This window comes from Micromonospora echinofusca, assembly GCF_017614955.1.
Lineage (GTDB): Bacteria > Actinomycetota > Actinomycetes > Mycobacteriales > Micromonosporaceae > Micromonospora > Micromonospora echinofusca_A.
The window spans coordinates 1-21,068 of sequence record NZ_WVUH01000096.1; the positions used below are offsets into that span (position 1 = coordinate 1).

The 21,068-nt window shown below is 70.7% G+C and carries 12 protein-coding genes and 1 pseudogene; 8 read left to right on the top strand and 5 right to left on the bottom strand.

Annotated elements, in window-relative coordinates; translation table 11 throughout:
* Positions 1-2,095 (top strand): ATP-binding protein (locus GSF22_RS13425; RefSeq protein ID WP_208813889.1); only part of this gene is annotated, 2,095 nt, incomplete at its 5' end.
* 27 nt (positions 2,096-2,122) lie between these two features.
* On the opposite strand, the gene GSF22_RS13430 is transcribed toward GSF22_RS13425, so the two are convergent.
* On the bottom strand, positions 2,123-2,677 hold the full coding sequence (locus GSF22_RS13430; protein WP_208813890.1) for a GNAT family N-acetyltransferase: 555 nt from the start codon (positions 2,675-2,677) through the stop codon (positions 2,123-2,125).
* A gap of 169 nt (positions 2,678-2,846) precedes the next feature.
* Here GSF22_RS13430 and GSF22_RS13435 point away from each other — a divergent pair, with 169 nt between their 5' ends.
* Both GSF22_RS13435 and GSF22_RS13440 read left to right on the top strand, forming a co-directional pair.
* Positions 2,847-4,040 (top strand): NAD(P)/FAD-dependent oxidoreductase, encoded by a 1,194-nt coding sequence (locus GSF22_RS13435; protein WP_208813891.1) that lies wholly within the window; start codon positions 2,847-2,849, stop codon positions 4,038-4,040.
* Positions 4,041-4,150: 110 nt separating this feature from the next.
* A complete protein-coding gene (locus tag GSF22_RS13440) occupies positions 4,151-5,047 on the top strand; it encodes an RNA polymerase sigma-70 factor (RefSeq protein ID WP_208813900.1) in 897 nt (298 codons plus the stop codon).
* A gap of 114 nt (positions 5,048-5,161) precedes the next feature.
* On the opposite strand, the gene GSF22_RS13445 is transcribed toward GSF22_RS13440, so the two are convergent.
* On the bottom strand, positions 5,162-6,346 hold the full coding sequence (locus tag GSF22_RS13445; protein ID WP_208813892.1) for an erythromycin esterase family protein: 1,185 nt from the start codon (positions 6,344-6,346) through the stop codon (positions 5,162-5,164).
* A gap of 78 nt (positions 6,347-6,424) precedes the next feature.
* Here GSF22_RS13445 and GSF22_RS13450 point away from each other — a divergent pair, with 78 nt between their 5' ends.
* Both GSF22_RS13450 and GSF22_RS13455 read left to right on the top strand, forming a co-directional pair.
* The gene (locus GSF22_RS13450; RefSeq protein ID WP_208813893.1) at positions 6,425-7,111 is read left to right on the top strand and encodes a TioE family transcriptional regulator; all 687 of its coding nucleotides are present in this window, start codon (positions 6,425-6,427) and stop codon (positions 7,109-7,111) included.
* Between the two features lie 177 nt (positions 7,112-7,288).
* Positions 7,289-10,036: a beta-L-arabinofuranosidase domain-containing protein gene (locus GSF22_RS13455; protein ID WP_208813894.1), complete on the top strand. Its 2,748-nt coding sequence runs from the start codon at positions 7,289-7,291 to the stop codon at positions 10,034-10,036.
* Between the two features lie 47 nt (positions 10,037-10,083).
* Here the strand turns inward: GSF22_RS13455 and GSF22_RS13460 are convergent, their stop codons facing one another.
* On the bottom strand, positions 10,084-12,171 hold the full coding sequence (locus tag GSF22_RS13460; protein WP_208813895.1) for a family 43 glycosylhydrolase: 2,088 nt from the start codon (positions 12,169-12,171) through the stop codon (positions 10,084-10,086).
* A gap of 565 nt (positions 12,172-12,736) precedes the next feature.
* On the opposite strand from GSF22_RS13460, the gene GSF22_RS13465 reads away from it, so the two are divergent.
* From GSF22_RS13465 to helR, 3 genes are all read left to right on the top strand, one after another.
* Positions 12,737-14,386, top strand: coding sequence for a glycoside hydrolase family 27 protein (locus tag GSF22_RS13465; RefSeq protein WP_208813896.1), 1,650 nt, complete (start codon positions 12,737-12,739; stop codon positions 14,384-14,386).
* 49 nt (positions 14,387-14,435) lie between these two features.
* A complete protein-coding gene (locus GSF22_RS13470) occupies positions 14,436-16,247 on the top strand; it encodes a family 43 glycosylhydrolase (RefSeq protein WP_208813897.1) in 1,812 nt (603 codons plus the stop codon).
* Between the two features lie 357 nt (positions 16,248-16,604).
* Entirely contained in the window at positions 16,605-18,755 is a 2,151-nt protein-coding gene (gene helR / locus GSF22_RS13475) for an RNA polymerase recycling motor ATPase HelR (protein WP_244367340.1), read from the top strand.
* A 55-nt stretch (positions 18,756-18,810) separates the two neighbouring features.
* Here the strand turns inward: helR and GSF22_RS13480 are convergent, their stop codons facing one another.
* Positions 18,811-20,316 (bottom strand): alkaline phosphatase family protein, encoded by a 1,506-nt coding sequence (locus tag GSF22_RS13480; protein WP_208813898.1) that lies wholly within the window; start codon positions 20,314-20,316, stop codon positions 18,811-18,813.
* A 42-nt stretch (positions 20,317-20,358) separates the two neighbouring features.
* Positions 20,359-21,068, bottom strand: a pseudogene (locus tag GSF22_RS13485) (beta-galactosidase); the annotation flags it as partial.

Sequence of the window (21,068 nt, forward strand, 5' to 3'; positions counted from 1 at the left end):
ACCCCGCACCGCGGACAGCGGTGCCACCCCGCCCCGCAGCGACGGGGGTCTGCCGCTGGCGGTGCCCGCCACACCGCTCGTCGGCCGGGACGCGGACATCGCCGACGTCACCGCGAAACTACGGCAGCCGGACTGCCGGCTGCTCACCCTGACCGGCACCGGCGGGGTGGGCAAGACCCGGCTCAGCATCGCGGTGGGCACGGCCCTCGCCGACGAGTACCCCGACGGCGTCCTCTTCGTCCCGCTCGCCCCGGTCCGTGAGGCAGCGCTCGTGATGCCCACCCTGGGGCAGATCGCCGGGGTCACCTCCGGCGAACCGGACGACGAGATCGCGGTCCTCGACCACTTCCGACACCGACAGCAGTTGATCGTGCTCGACAACTTCGAGCACCTGACCGACGCCGCCGCCGACATCGCCGATCTCGTCGCCACCTGTCCCGAGGTGACCGTCCTGGTGACCAGCCGGGCGGCCCTGCGGGTACGCGGTGAGACCGAGTACCCGGTACAGCCCCTGGTGCTGCCGGCAACCGGCCGGGACACCACCGTCGACGCGGTCGTCGCCGCGCCCGCCAGTGCGCTGTTCGTCGAACGGGCCAGGGCCGTCGCGCCCGGCTTCACCCTCACCCCGGAGAACGCCCCGGCGGTCGCCACCATCTGCACCCGGCTCGCCGGCATCCCCCTGGCTCTGGAGATCGCGGCCACCCGGTTGCGTTTCCTCGCGCCGGCCGCCCTGCTCGCCCGCCTCGACGACGCGTTGGCCGCCGTCGGTGCCCGTGACCTGCCGGAGCGGCAGCGGTCCATGCACTCGACCCTGGACTGGAGCTACGAACTGCTCGACGACCCGGAACAGCGACTCTTCCGGCGCCTCGCGGTCTTCGCCGACGGGTTCACCCTCGACGCGGCGGAGTCCGTCGGAGGCAGCGGGGTGCTCGCCTCGCTGGAACGGCTGGTGGAGCAGTCCCTGGTCGCCGTCACCTTCGACCGCGACGGCACCCCCCGCTACCGGATGCTCGAACCGGTCGCCCAGTACGCCCGGTCCCGGCTGGCCGGGGCGGACGAGGCCCAGGCGGTGGGGTACGCCCACGCCTGCTTCTTCCTCTCCCTGGCCGAGCAGGCGGCTCCGCAGCACCAGCGCGCCGACCAGCTCCGGTCGCTGGCCCGACTGGAAGCCGAGCATGCCAACCTGGTCGTCGCGGTCCGGTGGGCGCTGGTCAACGGCCACCCCGGGATCAGCGGCCGGCTGGGCTGGGCCCTGTGGCTCTACTGGTGGCTACGGGGGCATCTGATGCTCGGTCGACGCTTCATGGAGGCCACCCTCGGACACGACCTACCGGCCCCGGTGCGGGGCCGCACACTCTGTGTCGTCGCCGGGATGGCCTTCGCGCAGGGCGACCACGAGGCGGCCGGGCGCTGGTGGCGGCAGGCCCACCAGCAGGCATCGGCAGCAGGGGACCAGCACCTCCTGGCACACACGCTGGCGGGTACCGGCCTGGTCGACCTGGCCACCGGCGACGCCACCGCCGCCGCGGACGCCTTCCGCCGGGCCATCCCACTGGCCGACAGCCTCGGACAGGACGGCGACTGGATCGGGTCGCTGGTCCAGGTCTGGCTGGGCACCACGGTCATGATCCAGGGAGATCCGGCCGGTGCGGTGCCGCACATCGAACGTGGCCTCACCGCCGCCCGGGCGCGGGGCGACCGTCTCGCCACCTACGTCGCGCTGTTCAACCTGTCCCAGGCCCGGATGGCGCAGGGCGAGTACGAACAGGCCCGGGGTGACCTGCGGGAGGGCATCCGCCTGTCCGAGGAGATCCAGGACCTGGCCAACCTGGCCTACTTCCTGGACGCGCTCGCCGTGGTCGAGGACTCCGCCGACGAGCCGGCCCGGGTACCGACCCTGCTGGGCGCCGCCCAGGCCCTGCGGGAGACGGTCGGCGCGAAGGTCTACGGCTACTACCAGCCGGACGAGACGCTACGCGACCACGCCGCGCAACGGGCCCGCAGCGTCCTGGGCGAGGACACCTACGACGACGCGCTGGATTCCGGCCGTGCCCTCGACCTGGCCGGGATCGTCAGGTACGCCCTGCACCCGTAGTGGACCGCACCGGTTCGGCGGGAGTGTTCAGGCGGTCCCGCGCGCCAGTCGGTACAACACGTGCCGCCGGAGCGGATCACCGTCGGGCAGCTTCGGGTGGTCGAAGTCGTCCGCCGGGTCGTGGGTCATCCCGATCCGGCGCATCACCGCCGCCGAGCGCCGGTTCGGTACGGCCGTGAACGACACGACCTCGGCCAGGCCGAGCCGCCCGAACCCGTACGCCACCGCCGCGCGGGCGGCCTCCGAGGCGTACCCCCGGCCCCAGGCCCAGCGGGCGAGCCGCCACCCGACCTCGACGGCCGGGGTGAAGTGGGCCTCGAAGGACGGCACGGACAGCCCGGTGAAGCCGGCGAACCGTCCCTGGTCGGGTGAACCCTCCGCGACGACCTCCACCGCCCAGAGTCCCCAGCCGTGCGTGGCGACGTGCGCGGCGGCCCGGTTGGCGAGCCCGTCACTGTCCTGACGGTTCAGCGGTGCCGGGAAGTGTTCCATCACCTCCGGGTCGGCGTTGAGAGCCGCGAAGAACGGCAGGTCGTCGTCCCGCCACTGGCGCAGCACCAACCTCGACGTACGAAGCTCCATCCGACCAGTGTCGCAGCGGCGTCTTCTCCCGGCTGCGGCTGCCGGGACTCCGGTCGTGGCCGCGTCACCTGCGGTGGACAACGCCCGCGAGGTGATCCGGGTCACGCACTGTCACAACCACCCGACCGGCGGTGTCCTCATGTCGAACCCCTGGAACGGAGGAGACACCATGACCGGGACAAGGACAACCAACGTGATCGTGGTCGGCGGCGGGTACGCCGGCGTCATGGCGGCGAATCGTCTGACCCACCGCGACGACGTGACCGTCACCCTGATCAACCCGCGTCCGCACTTCGTCGAGCGGATCCGCCTGCACCAGCTGGTGGGCGGGTCCGACGACGCGGTCGTCGGCTACCGGAAGGTCCTGGCCGACCGGGTCCGGCTGGTGGTCGACAGCGTGACCCGGATCGACCCGGCGGAGCGCACCGTGACGCTGGCGACCGGCGACACGGTCGGCTACGACTATCTGGTCTACGCGGTGGGCAGCGGCAGCGCCGACCCACGCGTACCGGGAGCGGCACGGTTCGCCTACCCGATCGCCACCCTGGAGGAGGCGCAACGGCTACGGCCCGTCCTCGCCGCCGCACCGGCGACGGCACCGGTGACCGTGGTCGGCGCCGGCCCGACCGGCATCGAGATCGCCGCCGAACTGGCCGAGACCGGTCGTGCGGTGACCCTGGTGTGCGGCGGGCTGCTCGGCCCGTACCTGCACCCCCGGGGTCGACGCTCGGTGGCCCGGCAACTGGCCACGCTCGGGGTGACCGTACTCGACGGGCCCGGCACGAAGGTCACGACCGTGACGCGGGACGCCGTACGACTCGACGACGGCCGGGAGCTGCCGAGCGCGGTGACCATCTGGACCGCCGGTTTCGGCGTACCGGACCTGGCCGCACGCAGCGGGCTGAGCACCGACGCGCTGGGGCGGCTGCGCACGGACGAGACGCTGACCAGCGTGGACGACGTACGCATCGTCGCCGCCGGGGACTCGGCGGCCCCGTCCGACCTGCCGGTACGGATGAGCTGCCAGGCTGCGGTGCAGTTGGGCCCACAGGCCGCCGAGACGGTACTCGCCCGGATCGCCGGTGGACAGCCCGCTGCCCTCGCCGTGGGGTTCGCCGGTCAGTGCATCAGCCTCGGCCGCCGCGCCGGCATCGTCCAGCTCGCCCGCCGCGACGACACCGCGACCAGCCTCCACCTGGGCGGCCGTGCGGTCGCGAGGATCAAGGAATGGGTGGTCAGGTCCACCGTCAAACAACTGGAGTACGAGGCGCGCCGGCCCCGTACCCGCAACCGTTGGTTCAGCGACGACAGCCGCCGGCAGCTGCTGCGGGACCACCCCGGCGTGACCCCGGCCATCCACTGAACGCGCCGTCCGGCGCAGGCGCCGGCCGGGCGACGACGAACAGATCGGACTGCACGGGTGCAGCGGCATCCCGGTGCCGCTGCACCCCGGCTACGAAGAAGGGCCCGACCTTGACCGACGACCACACCGGCCCGGCCACCGAGGTCTTCCTCGCCTACCGCAACCTGCTCTTCACCGTGGCGTACGAGCTGCTCGGATCCGCCGCCGACGCCGAGGACGTCCTCCAGGAGACCTGGCTGCGGTGGGTCAGGGTCGACCTGGATCAGGTCCACGACCGGCGCGCCTACCTGGTCCGGATCACCACCCGGCAGTCGCTCAACCGGCTGCGTACCCTGCACCGGCGCAGGGAGGCGTACGTCGGCCCCTGGCTGCCCGAACCACTGCTCACCACGCCGGACGTGGCCGAGGACGTCGAACTCGCCGAAAGCGTGTCGATGGCGTTGATGATCGTCCTTGAGCGGCTGTCACCGACGGAACGCGCCGTGTTCGTGCTCCGCGAGGCCTTCGATGTCAGCTACGACGAGATCGCCACCGCCGTCGGCCGGAGCCCCGCCGCCGTCCGCCAGATCGCGCACCGCGCCCGCCAGCACGTCGAGGCCCGCCGTCCGCGCGAGACAGTCTCGCCGAGCGAGGTCCGGGCGGCGGTGGAGTCGTTCCGGCGGGCCGTCCACGCCAGGGACCTGCCGGGCCTCCTTGCCGTACTCGCCCCCGAGGTCACGCTGGTCAGCGACGGCGGCGGCGTCAAGCAGGCCGCCCTGCGGCCGATCGTCGGCGCCGGGAAGGTGGTCCGGTTCTTTCTCGGTGGCATCGCCAGGGTCGACGGGACACTCACCGCTGACCTCATCATGGTCAACGGCAACCCGGCGCTCGTCGTCCGCCTCGACGGTGAACTCGACGGTGTCCTGGCGATCCGGGTCGAGAACGCCCGGATCACCGGTCTCTACTACGTCCGTAATCCGGAGAAGCTGACCCGCGTCGACGCCGCGACCCCGCTCACCCGCCGATGAGTCAGCCGCCAGACCTCGCGTCGATCATGAAGTTGTTGCCAGGACACGCCGAGTCGAACGACAACAACTTCATGATCGACGCTGCGGGGCGGGCCGGTGGGCGGTGCGGGCGGGTCAGATCTCCTTGACGAAGACGATGGCGTCGATCCGGTCGAGGGTGGCCGGGTCGAGGCCGGAGTAGGTGTAGTCGGCCGGGACGCGGGGCGTCAGCGTCCGGTCGAGGGCTGCGGCGAACATCTGGGGATCGACGACGGCACGGGCGTGCGGGACGGTCGACAGCACCCCTTCGAGGGTGTCGGGACCGGGGACGTCGGCACCACGGGCACCGAAGGTGGTGGCGACGAAGGCGTACCGGTCGCCGAGGCGGGTGGCGATCATGGCGCCCGCACTCCACCACCGGACCCGCAGACCGCCGAACGGCATGCTGCTCTCGTACCGCTGGAGATGGCTGTTGTGGGCGAAGACGAGGGTGGGGCCGCGCCGCGCCTCACGGCGGACGATGGCGTCGAGGTTGTCGGCCATCATCACCCCGCGCTGGCCGAGCAGGGCGCTGATCCGGTCGGGCGTGGTGTCGGCCAGGCCCGCGTGGTAGCGGAGCAGCCCGGTCACGGTCCGGGAGTACAGGTCGGCGCGCCACCAGTCGTCGGCCGAGGTGGCGGCGGTCAACTGGGGAGCGTGCGCGGTGAGCAGCACCCGCAGGTCGTCGGCGACCAGGCGCAGTTCCCTGGCCTCGGGGGTACGGCCGACGGACCGGTTGGGGTCCAACATGACGGCCGGGTGGGTCCAGTGTCCGTCGGATCCGAGCAGTTCGTCGAGGGTCGCACGGCTCCAGGGCAGGTCGAGGTGGGCGGCGAGATAGTCGTACAGGCCGGTCAGTGCGGCGTGCGGGCTGGTGGCGCCGCTGATCTCCAGTGGACCGTCGAAGCCGTAGAAGCGCAGCCGCTCGTGTGGGGGACGCTGCTCGTTGTGGGTACGCATCCAGCGCAGCAGTTCCCGGTTGGCCGGGTATGCGCCGGCGCCGTGGCTGAAGCCGTGCGCCATCACCTCGTCGAGGGTTCCGATGCCGTCGGTGACGTACGCGTCGGCGGCCAGGGCCGCCAGACAGTCGCTCTCGATGGCGATCGAGCGGTAGCCCTCGTGTTCGACGAGGTGGCGGAAGAGTTCGTTGCGCAGTTCCGGGAAGGCTTCGACGCCGTGGGTGGGCTCGCCGAGGCCGAGCAGACGGAGGTCGGGAGGCAGGAGCGCGGTGAGAGCGTCGCCGGTGTAGGGACGGACGGCGTCCCCAGTCGAGGTCGTCATTTCTTCAACTGTATCGTTGAACCCTCGTTGGAAACTTTCGTCGTTCTCTCCCGCTCATGACGAGGACGTACCTTCAAAATGCGGTTACGGCCGATCGACCTGGCCCGCGAGCACGGGCTGTCCACGCAGGCGGTACGCAACTACGAGGAGGCGGGGATCCTGCCGCCGGCCGGGCGCTCCCCGACGGGGTATCGGGTCTACACCCCGCGCCATGCGGCGGCGTTGCGGACGTTCCTGGCGTTGGTCCCCGCCCACGGCCACCCGACGGCGGGGGCGGTCATGCGGGCGGTGCACGGTGGCTCGGTCGAGGAGGCGCTACGGCTGATCGACGACAGCCATGCGCAGTTGGCCGACGACCGGCACACCCTGGAGGACGTAGAGCGCGCGTTACGCGACCTGACGCTGCCGCGTGAGCGGGAGCCGGGTGCGACGTTCATCGGGCCGCTGGCGCGTCGGCTCGGCATCCGGCCGGCCACGTTGCGCAAGTGGGAGCGGGCCGGGCTGATCGTCCCCCGGCGGGACCCGCACACCAGATACCGGGTGTACACCACAGCCGACGTGCGTGACGTGCTGCTGGCGCACCAGCTGCGGCGGGGCGGGTACGGGTTGGCGCAGATCGCGCGGGTGCTGGAGCGGGTGCGGGCGGCGGGCGGGCCGGAGCCGATGCAGGCGACGCTGCGGCAGTGGCGCGACCGGTTGACGGCGCGGGGACGGGCGATGTTGTCCGGCGCGGCGGCGCTCGACGCCTACCTGCGGGGGTCGTAGGGCCCGATGGCGGGTCGGTGCGCCCCCGGGTTGCCGGAGTCTTGCGCGCGTGTGAACCGCGACCTATGTTATCGATAACATCGATGTTGTCGCATGCTTCGCCTGCGGTGGGGGCACCGCACACCCAACGGGGCGGCAACCCCACGTACACCCACTGCCAAAGGTACGGAGATCGTTATGCCCGCTCCCCTCGTGAACCGTCGTCTCCTCCTCCAGTCCGCAGGCGCGGCGGCTGTCGCCACGACCGCCGGCGCCACCGCCGGGGCCGTCGTCGGCACCGGAGCCGCCCACGCCGCGCTGACCCCGGTCCGACCCGACATCGGGGTCTCCGCCTACGCCTTCGCGCCGGGTCAGGTCCGGTTGACCAGCAGCCGTTGGCAGGACAACCAGAACCGGACGTTGAACTACCTGCGTTTCGTCGACGTCGACCGGCTGCTCTACAACTTCCGCGCCAACCACCGGCTCTCCACCGCCGGAGCCACACCCACCGGCGGTTGGGACGCCCCGACCTTCCCGTTCCGCACCCACGTGCAGGGACACTTCCTGACCGCCTGGGCCCAGGCATGGGCGGTGCTCGGCGACACCACCTGCCGGGACAAGGCCGACCACATGGTCGCCGAGCTGGCGAAGTGTCAGGCCAACAACCCGGCGGCCGGCTTCGCCACCGGGTACCTGTCCGGGTTTCCCGAGTCCGACTTCACCGCGCTGGAGGCACGGACCCTGGCCAACGGCAACGTGCCGTACTACTGCATCCACAAGACCCTCGCCGGCCTGCTCGACGTGTGGCGCCTGACCGGCAGCACCCAGGCCCGGGACGTGCTCCTGGCGCTCGCCGGCTGGGTCGACTGGCGTACCGCCCGGCTCACCAGCACCCAGATGCAGGCCATGCTGGGCACCGAGTTCGGCGGCATGAACGCCGTCCTGACCGACCTGTACCAGCAGACCGGGGACGCCCGCTGGCTCACCGCCGCGCAACGGTTCGACCACAACGCCGTGTTCAACCCGCTCGCCGCCAACTCCGACCAGCTCAACGGGCTGCACGCCAACACGCAGGTGCCGAAGTGGATCGGCGCGGCCCGGGAGTACAAGGCCACCGGCACGACCCGCTACCGGGACATCGCCCGCAACGCCTGGACCATCACCGTCGACGCGCACACCTACGCGATCGGCGGCAACAGTCAGGCCGAACACTTCCGGGCCCCCGACGCCATCGCCGCGTACCTGCGCAGCGACACCTGCGAGGCGTGCAACACGTACAACATGCTCAAGCTGACCCGGGAGCTGTGGCTGCTGGAACCGGACCGGGCCGGCTATTTCGACTTCTACGAGCAGGCTCTGCTCAACCACATGATCGGCCAGCAGAACCCGGCTGACAGCCACGGCCACGTCACCTACTTCACGCCGCTGAATCCGGGCGGCCGGCGCGGCGTCGGCCCCGCCTGGGGCGGTGGCACCTGGAGTACCGACTACCAGTCCTTCTGGTGCTGCCAGGGCACCGGCCTGGAGACCAACACCACGCTGATGGACTCCATCTACTTTCACAACGGCACCACCCTGACGGTGAACCTGTTCATGCCGTCCGTGCTGACCTGGTCACAGCGTGGGATCACGGTCACCCAGACCACCTCGTACCCGGTCGGCGACACCACCATCCTGACCGTCACCGGCACCGTGGGCGGATCGTGGACGATGCGGATCCGGATCCCGGCCTGGACCAACGGCGCGACCGTCAGTGTCAACGGCACCACGCAGGGCATCGCCACCACCCCGGGCAGCTACGCCAGCCTCACCCGCACCTGGACCTCCGGCGACGTGGTCACGGTCCGGCTGCCGATGCGGGTCGTCATGACGGCGGCCAACGACAACGCTGCGGTCCAGGCGGTCACCTACGGTCCGGTGGTGCTCGCCGGCAACTACGGCAACGCCACCCTGGGCGGACTGCCGTCGCTGAACACCGGGTCGATCACCCGTACCAGCAGCAGTGCCCTGACCTTCACCGCCGTCGCCAATGGCGCGACCGTCAACCTCGGGCCGTTCCACGACGCCCACGGGCACAACTACACGGTCTACTGGAACGTCGGCGCAGGCGGCAACGACGCGAGTTTCCGCCTGGTCAACGCCGACAGTGGCCTCGTGCTGGGCATCCGGGACATGTCCACCGCCGACGGCGGACTGGCCCTCCAGTGGGGCGACACCGGGACTCCCGACCACGACTGGCAGATCCTGGTCGACGGCGCGGCGATCAGACTGCGCAACGTCAACAGCGGCAAGGTGCTCGGGGTGGAGAACATGTCCACCGCGGACAACGCCCGGATCCTCCAGTGGGCCGACAACGGCACCGCCGACCACCTCTGGACGGTCGTCGACGTGGGCGACGGCACGCACAAGCTGCGCAACGTGCACACCGGCAAGCTGCTCGCGATCTCCGGCGGCGCCACCAGCCAGGGTGCCCAGGCGGTACAGGACCAGGACAACGGCAGCCCCGACAACCAGTGGCGGTTCGTACCCAACGGGGCCCGGCGGATCCAGAACCTGGCCAGTGGATTCGTCCTCGGCGTCCAGAACATGTCCACCGCCGACGGCGGCCTGGTGATCCAGTGGGGCGACACCGGCACCGCCGACCATCTCTGGACCGCGATCGTGGACACCGGCGGCTACCTGCGGCTGCGAAACTCCCACAGCGGCAAGGTGCTCGGCGTCGAGGGCGGCGCCGACACCGCCGGGGCCAGGATCGTCCAGTGGGCCGACAACGGCGCGATCGACCACCGCTGGCGGCTGCGCCACGGCGGCGGTGCCTACTTCCGCATCCAGTGCGCCAACGGCGGGCGGGTCCTCGGCGTCAGCGGCGGCTCCGGCAGCCAGGGGGCGCAGGTCGTCCTCGGCACCGACAGCGGGGCGGCCGACCAGCGCTGGCGGTTCGTCTGAGCTGAACGGACGAGGGGTACGGGCCGATGGCCCGTACCCCTCGTCCGTCACGGGGTGGTCAGCGAGAACTGCCGTACCGTCACCGCCCCGCCCAGGGCCTGGGTGGCGTAGTTGAAGATGCCGAACCGGTATCCCATGAAGAACTGCCAGGCGTTGTTGAGGGTCAGCGCGTTGCCCAGCGGGGTGAAGGTGACCCCGTCGGTGCTGTACGAGAACGTCGCCTGTCGTCCCGCACCGGGTCGGATGTCGGCGTTGGCCCGCAACCAGATCCGGCCACCGGACACCGGCGCGCTGGCGATCTCCACTCCGGTGCCGGTGGTGTTCCAGTTGTTGGTACCCATGGTCAGGCCGTTGGTCATGACCACCCGGGTGGCACCGTTGTCCCGTCTGACGCCGATCCACGCCGAGGTGTCGCGCAGCATCGCGAGCCCGGCCCGGTCACCGTCGCGCATGGTGGAGTAGTCCAGCTCGATGGTGCCGGTCGAGGTCGGGCCCTGGATCCGGTGGGTCACCGTGTTCCGGGCCCGGTAGAGGTCGTTGGTCACCGACGCGGTCTGCAGGCGCAGACCGTTGTTGACCGACCACCGGCTGTTGTCCGGGTTGTGGTTCCACTCGTACTGCACCCCGAGGGTGGTACCCGGGAAGGTGTCGGTGCCGGTGAGCGGTTTGACCGGACGCAGTGGCAGCGGGTTGGGGTAGTTGACGCCCCAGGAGCCGTTGACCGTCTGCACCTGCGGCCAGCCGTCGCTGGTCCAGGTGATCGGCGCCAGCGTCGGCATCCGGCCGCCGGGGTACGCGTCGGTGAACGCCATGTAGTACCAGTCGCCGTTCTGGGTCTGCACCAGGCCACCCTGGTGCGGTACGCCACCACCGGAGATCGGTCCCGGCATGTTGAGCAGCACCTGCCGCTGCTCGTACGGGCCGAACGGGCCGCTGGTCGACTTGAGCACGTACTGGCCGTTCGCCGGCCGGGTGAGCCAGATGTAGTAGGCGCCGTTGCGCTTGTAGAACCGGGCCCCCTCCAGGGTGCCGATGCTCGACGGCGTCTGGTACACCTGCTGCGCCCGTACCTGGGTGCGCCCGTCGGCGGAGATCTGGGCGACGCTGATGGTGCCGTTGCCGTAGGCGACGTACATGGTGTCGTTGTCGTCGATCAGCATCCCCGCGTCGTAGTAGCAGTTGGGGATGGTGGTGTGCCGGCTCCACGCACCGTCGACGGCGGACGCGGTGTAGATGTGCGTCTGGGCGAAGTCGATGCAACCGGCCCAGTAGAACGTCCGGTTGCTCGGCCGGTAGTTCAGGGTCGAGGCCCAGATGCCGTCGACGTACCCGTGGTTGCCGTCGGCCAGGTCGTACTTCGACCCGAAGTCCAACCGGGGGACGGAGTGCCCGGCGAACTCCCAGTTCACCAGGTCCCAGGAGCGCAGTACCGGGGCACCCGGGGAGTAGTGCATGGTGGAGGCGGACATGTAGTAGACGTCGCCGACGCGGATGATGTCGACGTCGGCGAAGTCCTGCCAGACGACCGGGTTGGTGAAGGTGCCGTTGCCGGGGTTGCCGGTGCCGTCCACCCGGACGAGTTGCCACTGCTGATGGTTGCCGTTGAAGTCGTCGTACTGCACCACGTTCGCCCCGTCGGCGGTCGAGGCGTTCTGTATCTCCACCGCCTTGTTCGAGTTCCGGTTGATCAACCGCACGAACCCGCCCGCCGAGTCCGCCAACCGGAACTGCTGGTTCGTCCCGTTGTGGTCGGCCCACTGCACGATCCCCGCGCCGTTGGCGGTCGAGAAGTTGTACACGTCCAGCACCTTGCCCGACAGCCGGGACTTCAACCGGTAGTAACCACCACCGGAGTCCACGAACTGCCACTGCTGCTGGCTACCGTCGTTACGCGACCACTGCGTGATCCGCGCCCCGTCGTTCGTGGCCAGGTTGTACACGTCCAACGCCTTGCCACTGTTGCGGTTGAGCAGCACGTACCACGCGTTCGTGTCGACCGTCGCCGCCGACGCCGGTGTCGGGGAGATCGCGGCGAGCGCGCCTCCCACGAGTACCGCCACCACCGTGGCGGCGATCCGGGACAACCGGCTACGACGTGGGGGCGCGGCCCGGCAGGGCCCACCGATGGCCATCATGATCCTCCTTGGCGGGAAAGAGCAGGAGCCGGAGCACGTCGGCGAGTGGTCGTCCCGGACATCCGGACGCTGCGTGGGGTCGACCCGGACGGGCCCGACGAGGTGATCGTTCCCGGGTGCACCCTTGCCCGGAGGTGCGTGATCCGGACGACCGTGGCGGGACGGATCGTCAGGTCGACCATCCAGCGGCGCCCACCGCCCCGCCCATCGACTGTGAACGATAACACTGTCTTCGTCAAGGCGTAACACGCACGATAGAGCGACGGTGTAGACGCCGCCGGCGGCCCAATTTACAGAGCTGGATGTTTAGCGCTAACATCTTCCTGTCGTCGCGGCCTCATCCGGCAGCCGTCCACGCGGGAGCCGACCGGATCCGCGGCGGCGCGACGTCCGTCCTGTCCGGCGCGTCGCTCCGGGCCGCGGGCAACAGGCGTCCTCCCGCGCAGCACGAGCATCTCCAGAGCGTGACGGCCGTCCCGCCGACCCCGACCGCAGTGACATGTCACCCGTCGCGGTCCCGGTCGCCGGCAGCCGGCCCGACCGCCTCGTCGACCAGGAGGAACCGATGCGACCTGCCAGAAGATGGCTGACCGCGGTGACCGGCGTCCTGACGGTGGCCCTCGCGGCGACCGTCGCCCCGATCGGCGCACCGCGCCCGGCGCAGGCACTGGACAACGGTGTCGCCCGCACCCCACCGATGGGCTGGAACACCTGGAACACGTTCGGCTGCAACATCAACGAGACCCTCATCCGGCAGATGGCCGACGCCATCGTCGCCAACGGGCTGCGGGATCTCGGCTACCGCTACGTCGTCGTCGACGACTGCTGGTTCGACCCGAACCGGGACGCGCAGGGCAACCTACAGGCCCACCCGCAGCGCTTCCCGAGCGGCATGAAGGCACTCGGCGACTATCTGCACACCCGGGGCCTGCTGTTCGGCATCTACCAGTCCCCGCTGGACCAGACGTGCGCCCAGTACTTCGACGCCTTCCCCGGCTCCACCGGCAGCCTGGGACACGAGTACCAGGACGCCCGGCAGTTCGCCGCGTGGGGCGTGGACTACCTGAAGTACGACTGGTGCTCCCCCACCGGGACCATCAACGACCAGGTGGCCCGGTTCGGCATCATGCGCGACGCGCTGGCCGCCACCGGCCGACCGATCGTCTACAGCATCAACCCGAACAGCATCCACGAGAAAACCGGACCACAGCGCAACTGGAGCGACGTGGCGAACCTCTGGCGGACCACCGAGGACATCACCAACGCGTGGAACACCGGCCAGACCAACGGCTACCCGATGGGCATCCAGAACATCGTCGACGTCACCGTGCCGCTCGCCGGGTACGCCGCGCCGGGCGGGTTCAACGACCCGGACATGCTGGAGGTCGGCAACGGCGGGATGACCGACACCGAGATGCGCAGCCACTTCGCCCTGTGGGCGATGATGGCCGCCCCGCTGATGATGGGCAACGACCTGCGTTCGGCCAGCGCGGCGACGCTGACCATCCTGCGCAACCAGAACCTGGTCGCGATCGACCAGGACCCGCTCGGACGCCAGGCGGTCCAGGTGTCCCACGACGGTACCCGCCGGATCCTGGCCAAACGACTGGCCGACGGCGACGTCGCGGTCGCCCTGTTCAACCAGGGCAGTTCCACCACCACGATCGCCACCACGGCGACCGCGATCGGCAAGACCGGCACCTCGTTCACCCTGCGTGACGCCTGGACCAACGGCACCGCCACCACCACCGGGGCCATCTCCGCCACCGTGCCGGCGCACGGCACGGTGGTGTACCGGGTCAGCGGCGGCGGCACCACCACACCACCGCCGCCGACCACGTTCCGGCTACGCAGCGAGTCCGCCGGACGGTGCCTCGACGTCGACAACTCCCAGACCGCCAACGGCACCGGCACCCTCGTCTGGGACTGCCACACCAACGCCAACCAGCAGATCAGCCAGGACGGCCAGACGCTGCGGATCCTCGGCAAGTGCCTGGACGTGCCGACCAACGCGGCCAACGGCACCCGGGTGCAGATCTGGGACTGCAACGGCGGCAGCAACCAGCAGTGGACGTTCAACGGCAACGGCACGGTCAGCAACGTCCGCATCCCGTCGCTCTGCCTGGACGTCACCAACGGCGGCACCGCGAACGGCACCCCGGTGATCGTCTGGTCCTGCCACGGCAACACCAACCAGCGCTGGAGCCGGGTGTGAGCAGCCAACCGCCGCGTCCCGACCCCGCCCGACACTCTGGGGGTACCTCGTGAGACCGCACGTTGCACACCGGGCCGGCGCCGCACTCCGGCGGGCCCTCGCGGCAGTCGCAGGTCTGGCCTGTGCCGTCGCCCTGGCACCGGCCGGCCCGGCCCGCGCCGACAACCCGATCGTTCAGCACATCTACACCGCCGACCCGGCGCCGATCGTGCACAACGGCCGGGTGTACGTCTACACCGGACACGACGAGGACGGCTCCACCTACTTCACCATGCGCGAGTGGCGGGTCTTCTCCTCCGCCGACATGGTCAACTGGACCGACCACGGCGTACCGATGAGCCTCGCCACCTTCGCCTGGGCGGAAGCCGACGCCTGGGCCGGTCACGTCGTCGCCCGCAACGGGAAGTTCTACTGGTACGTCCCGGTGAAACAACGGGGCGGGGGCATGGTGATCGGGGTCGGCGTCGCGGACAACCCGACCGGCCCGTTCCGCGACGCGCTCGGCCGCCCGCTGGTCGGCAACGGGGAGATCGACCCGAACGTCATGATCGACGACGACGGGCAGGCGTACCTCTACTGGGGCAACCCGAACCTGTGGTACGTCAAACTGAACCAGGACATGCTCTCCTACTCCGGCAGCCCGACCAGGATCCCGCTGACCACCGCCGGGTTCGGCACCCGTACCGGCAACGCGAGCCGCCCCACGCTCTACGAGGAGGGGCCCTGGGTCTTCAAACGCAACGGTCTCTACTACAACGTCTTCGCCGCCGAGTGCTGCTCGGAGTTCATCGCCTACTCCACCGCCCCCGGCCCCACCGGGCCGTGGACCTACCGGGGCACGATCATGCCCCGACAGGGCGGCAGCTTCACCAACCACGCCGGCATCGTCGACTTCAACGGCGGGTCGTACTTCTTCTACCACAACGGTGCGCTACCCGGCGGCGGCGGCTTCACCCGCTCCGTGGCCGTGGAGAAGTTCTCCTACAACCCGGACGGCACCTTCCCGACGATCACCATGACCAGCACCGGAGCACCACAGGTGGGCTCCCTCAACCCCTACGTCCGGCAGGAGGCCGAGACGATCGCCTGGGGCTCCGGCATCGAGACCGAGCCGTCCAGCGAGGGCGGGATCAACATCGGCTGGATCGAGAACGGCGACTACGTCAAGATCAAGGGCGTCGGCTTCGGTACCGGCGCGGCCTCCTTCTCGGCGCGGGTCGCCTCGGCCACCAGCGGCGGCCGGATCGAGGTACGCCTGGACGGCACGAGCGGCCCGGTCGTCGGCACCTGCACCGTCGGTGGTACCGGCGGCTGGCAGAACTGGACCACCACCACCTGCCCGGTCTCCGGAGCCAGCGGCACGCGGGACCTGTACCTACGTTTCGTCGGCGGCACCGGCAACCTGTTCAACGTCAACTGGTGGCAGTTCGGCGGCGGGACCGCAGCGACGCCGTACCGCCTCACCAACCGCAACAGCGGGCAGGTCGTCGACGTCCAGCAACCCAACCTCGACAACCTCGCCGTGATCGGGCAGTGGACCAGCAACGGCGCGGCATGGCAGCAGTGGTACCTCCTCGACGCCGGCAACGGCAACGTACGGCTCCAGAGCGTCCACAGCGGCAAGTGCGCCGACGTGCTGGACTTCTCCACCGCCGACGGCGCCCGCGTCGTCCAGTACACCTGCCACGACGGCCTGAACCAGGTGTTCAGCTGGCGGCCGGTCGACGGCGGCCACCACCAGCTGGTCAACGTCAACAGCAACAAGTGCCTGAACGTGGTCGGCGGCTCGACCACTGCCGGTGCCGCCCTGGAGCAGCGGACCTGTGGCTCCGCGACCAGCATGCAGTGGTCCCGCGCCTGAGCTGACGCGGGAAGGGCGGTGTGGCGTCGGGTGAGCCGTCGCCGCACCGCCCTCGTCCACGTTCCGCGCGCCCGACGGCACTGCTTCTCAGCGCCCGGCAGGCACACAAAAAGGGAGGCAGATTTCCCTCCCACTCTCAAGGTATAGCGCACCGGGGGTCTTGCGGCAAGACCGGGGCGGTGCCGCACAATCGTCGACCGAACCCGGAAAACGGGGCCCAGAAACCGCAGAAATGTTGTTCGACCGGCTGGCAGGCCGGACCGAATCCTGATTGCCATGGGCATCAGGGCACGTCACGCGGTGACACGCACCGTTTCGCGTACCGGGCGGCACCCGACCCAGATCGGAATCGAGAATTTGGACCACCTCACCACCAGCGCATTCGACCTTCCGGAAAATCTCGCCGAAAAGGCCGACCCGACACTGATCGCCACCGACGAGTGGCACTTCGCCGCCATTGCCGGCAGCCTCGGCCAGTCGATCGCCGACCTGTCCGACCGCCTCGACGTCGAACGCCGGGCGCCCGGCGGCATCGGCCGGCGTGCGCTGGACCGGGACAACGAGGTCCGCCGGCTGACCGCGCGCCTGCGCGCTCTGCGTCGCTTCGGCGTGGACCTGTGCCTCGGCCGCATGGTCCACGCCGACCGTCCCGAGCCCGGGTACGTCGGGCGGCTGGGTCTCACCGACGGTACGGGTCGTCAACTGCTGCTGGACTGGCGTTCCCCCGCCGCGGAGCCGTTCTTCGGAGCGACCCACGCCAACCCGATGGGTCTGACCAGCCGCCGCCGGTACCGCTGGACCCGTGGCCGGATCACCGACTACTGGGACGAGGTGTTCACCCCGGACGGGCTGGCCGGCCACGCCGCGCTCGACGACCAGTCCGCCTTCGTCGCCAGCCTCGGCGCCCACCGGTCGGCCCGGATGCGGGACGTCCTCGGCACCCTCCAGGCCGACCAGGACGCCATCATCCGCGCCGGATCCCGGGGTGCTCTCGTCGTCGACGGCGGCCCCGGTACGGGCAAGACGGTGGTCGCGCTGCACCGCACCGCGTACCTGCTCTACTCCGATCCGCGCCTCGCGCACCGTCGGGGCGGCGTACTGTTCGTCGGTCCGCACCAGCCCTACCTGGCCTACGTCGCCGACGTGCTGCCCAGCCTCGGTGAGGAGGACGTGCAGACCTGCACCCTGCGGGACCTCGTCGCCGAGGGAGCCACCGCCACGGTCGAGACCGACCCGCGGGTGGCCCGGCTGAAGTCGTCCGCGAGGCTGGTCACGGCGATCGAGGCGGCCGTGCGGTTCTACGAGGAGCCACCGGCCCGGGGGATGACGGTCCCGACCGGCGATTCCGACATCCGGCTGGGCGCCGACGACTGGGCCGAGGCGTTCCAGGCACCGGATCCCGGTACCCCGCACAACGAGGCGCGGGACGTGATCTGGGCGGAACTGCTCAGGATCCTGACCGACCGGTACGACGGCGACGAGCCGGAGAACCTGGTCCGCCGGTCGCTGCTGTGCAACCGGGAACTGCGTACGGCCTTCGACCGGGCGTGGCCGGTGCTCGACCCGGCGGACATCGTCGCAGACCTGTGGTCGGTACCGGCGTACCTGCGCAGGTGTGCCCCCTGGCTCAGCGCCGACGAGGTCCGGGCGTTGCAACGCCCGGAGGCCCGCGCCTGGACGGTGTCCGACCTGCCGCTGCTCGACGCGGCGCGGCAGCGGCTCGGCGACCCGGAGGTGGCACGGCGGCAGCGGCGCCGCGCCGCCGCTGCCGCCGTCGAACGGGCCCGCATGGCCCGGGTCGTCGACGACCTGATCGAGGCCGACACCTACGACGACGGTGAAGGGGTGCTGACGATGCTGCACGGGCAGGACATGCGGGACGCCCTGGTCGACGGGACGGCACTGCCCGACCCGGCACCGGACCGGCTCGCCGGCCCGTTCGCGCACATCGTCGTGGACGAGGCACAGGAACTGACCGACGCGGAGTGGCAGATGCTGCTGCTGCGCTGCCCGTCGCGCAGCTTCACCATCGTCGGTGACCGCGCCCAGGCCCGGCACGGGTTCACCGGCTCGTGGCAGGAGCGGCTCCGGCGGATCGGGCTCGACCGGATCACCCTGGCGTCCCTGACCGTCAACTACCGGACGCCGAGCGAGGTCATGACGGAAGCGGAACCGGTCATCCGGGCCGTGTTCCCGGACGCCAACGTGCCGACCTCCATCCGCAGCACCGGGATCCCGGTCGTACACGGCACGGTCGACGACCTGCATCCGGTCCTCGACGCCTGGCTCGCCACGCACCCCGAGGGGGTCGCCTGCGTCATCGGTGACCCGACGTTCCGGGCGACCCCCCGGGTACGGTCGCTGACCCCCGAACTGTCGAAAGGGCTGGAGTTCGACCTGGTCGTCCTGGTCGATCCGCACCGGTTCGGCACGGGCGTCGAGGGAGCTGTCGACCGGTACGTGGCGATGACCCGGGCGACCCGGCGACTCGTCGTTCTCACGACGTGACCGCTGACGTCGCCCGGTCACCGGCCCAAGCAGGGAGGGGGCGGCCCTGTCGTGGTCAGAGCATCGCGACCCGGAGGTCGTCGACGACCCAGTACCAGTTGTTGCTGGCGTTGTAGTACCGGAACTTCACCCGCACGGTGGTCGCCCCCGACGGCACGGTGACCGTCAACGACTCCACCTTGGCACGGGCGTCGGCGGTGTACCGCTTCACCAACTGGTCCCGCTTGCCGTTGAACGACACCAGCACGTCGCCGGTCTGCCCGCCCTCCTGGAGGTAGTGGGTGACGTAGCGGATCGACAGCGTTCTGCCGCCGGTGACCGGGTACGCGGGGCTGATCAGGGTGGAGTCGTAGGTCGTACCGCCGGGGAGGTCGTCGAACTCGTCGGAGTCGGCGACGGCGAAGACCCCGCGCAGGCGCAGGCCGTTCTCGCGTTCCTGCTCCGCGTGGGTCCGCGCCCAGAACTCCTCGTTGGTGAACGACCAGCCACGCCACTCGGTCACCCCGCCGGTGGGCATCGCCGACCGGTCGACGGTCCATCCGGCCGGACCGGTCGGCGTCCACCCGCGCACCGAGGTCGGGATGTCCGTCTCGTCCACCCGGGGCTGGAGCGTCAGCGAGTCGAACGGGTCGGTGGCCCGCACGTTGAGGGGCTTGCCGTCGAGGTTCCAGGCCGGGTTCACCGGTACGCCCAGGTGGGCGAAGACGGTCGACGCCACGTCGACGAGCCGGGTGTCGACGGGCCGCGCCCCGGCCGCGTGCCCGGTGCCCCTGGCCAGGACCCAGGTACGCCGCTCGTCGTCGGCACCGCAGCCACCGTGGCCGCCGCCCGGGTTGGCGTGGCCGTGGTCGGTGGTCACCACGACCAGCCAGTCCTCGGCGGCGTACGTGGGTCGGGCGGCGATCGCGTCGAGCATCTGCCGGAGCTGCGCGTCCTGGGTCTCGATGGCGGTCCGGTAGGCGGCACCCGTGCCGCTGGCGTGGGCCACCTCGTCGGTGTTGCCGAGGTAGACGAACGCGGCGTCCACGTTGGTGTCGCGCAGTCGGGACACCGCCTCGGTGGTCACCTTCGCGTCTGCGGCGGCGAACCCGCCGACGTAGCCGTCGAAGGTGACGCGGGTGTCGATGGCCGGACCGAACGTGCCCTGGGTGTGCAGCGGCGTCCAGTCCACCACGGACAGTGTGTTGCGGGCCGGGTTCGCCTGTTCCAGCCGGGTGAGGAAGTCCGGGTAGGTGCCGTACTGCGCGCCGGAGAAGCTGTTGTCCCGGACCCCGTGCCGGTCCGGCCAGACGCCGGTCGCCACGGTGGACCAGCCGGGGCCGCTGGACGACGCGGCGACCGCACCGCAGTAGAGCAGACTGCTGCCCAGGGTGCCGGTGGCGGCCAGACCGTCGAGCGTCGGCGCGTCGGCCGCCACCACGTTCGCCCAGTTGAGGCCGTCCATCCCGACCACGAGTACCTTGCGTACCGGCGCGTCCGCCCGGGCGGCGGGACCGGTGGTGGTGAACGCTGCCAGTACGGCCGCCGCCACGGCGGCCACGGTTGTCGCTCTCGTGCGCATCGAAGCTCCTGGTCCTTGCACGGCGGGGGTGGGGGATGGTTCCTACTGTTCGGTGTGTCCGAGGTCGGGTCGTGCGACGAACCGGACCGTCGGGGCTGCGGCGTGCAGTTCCAGTACGACGATCTCGTTGCCCTGCGGTCGCAGCAGCGGGGCGGGGACGTAGAGGGTGCGCTGCGGGCCCCGGTTCCAGTACCGGCCCAGGCAGAACCCGTTGATCCAGGCGACGCCCTTGCCCCACGACGACGTGTCGAGGAACAGGTCCCGGTCGGTCTCGACAGCGGCGAACTCGGCGAGGGAGAACACCGGCCCGGCCAGCGGCGCGTCGACGGGATCACCGTCGCGGAGCCGGCGCAGCACGGTGTCGACGTGGTCGAGCCGCAACGGGCGTACGGTCCACGTGTCGACCGGTGCGCCGTCGAGGGTGGCGGGGCCGATCAGGCCCTTCGGCTCGCCGATGCGCGGGCCGTAGTTGACCCGGCCGAGGTCCTCGACGAGCAGTTCCACGACCGCACCGGCGTCGGCGGAGACACCGATCATGCGTTCGCCGTGGTCCCGGCTGAGCACGCCGTGGCTGCGCCGGTCGACGAACACCTGGGCCCGGTCGCGTACCTCGGCGACGGCGAGCACGCCGTCGCGGGTCGGCGGCAGGTGCGGGGTGTAGAGGGTGAAACCGGTGTAGTGACCGAGGTCGTCGGCGGTGGGCAGATGCGGGTACGTCGTCGGCTCGCCGAGCAGGTCGAGTACGTCCCACC

Excerpts from the sequence above, each read along its gene's own strand:
- GSF22_RS13460 (WP_208813895.1), bottom strand. The coding sequence starts at position 12,171 with ATGATGGCCATCGGTGGGCCCTGCCGGGCCGCGCCCCCACGTCGTAGC.
- GSF22_RS13445 (WP_208813892.1), bottom strand. The coding sequence starts at position 6,346 with ATGACGACCTCGACTGGGGACGCCGTCCGTCCCTACACCGGCGACGCT.
- GSF22_RS13455 (WP_208813894.1), top strand. The coding sequence starts at position 7,289 with ATGCCCGCTCCCCTCGTGAACCGTCGTCTCCTCCTCCAGTCCGCAGGC.
- GSF22_RS13480 (WP_208813898.1), bottom strand. The coding sequence starts at position 20,316 with ATGCGCACGAGAGCGACAACCGTGGCCGCCGTGGCGGCGGCCGTACTG.
- GSF22_RS13450 (WP_208813893.1), top strand. The coding sequence starts at position 6,425 with ATGCGGTTACGGCCGATCGACCTGGCCCGCGAGCACGGGCTGTCCACG.
- GSF22_RS13430 (WP_208813890.1), bottom strand. The coding sequence starts at position 2,677 with ATGGAGCTTCGTACGTCGAGGTTGGTGCTGCGCCAGTGGCGGGACGAC.
- GSF22_RS13465 (WP_208813896.1), top strand. The coding sequence starts at position 12,737 with ATGCGACCTGCCAGAAGATGGCTGACCGCGGTGACCGGCGTCCTGACG.
- GSF22_RS13435 (WP_208813891.1), top strand. The coding sequence starts at position 2,847 with ATGACCGGGACAAGGACAACCAACGTGATCGTGGTCGGCGGCGGGTAC.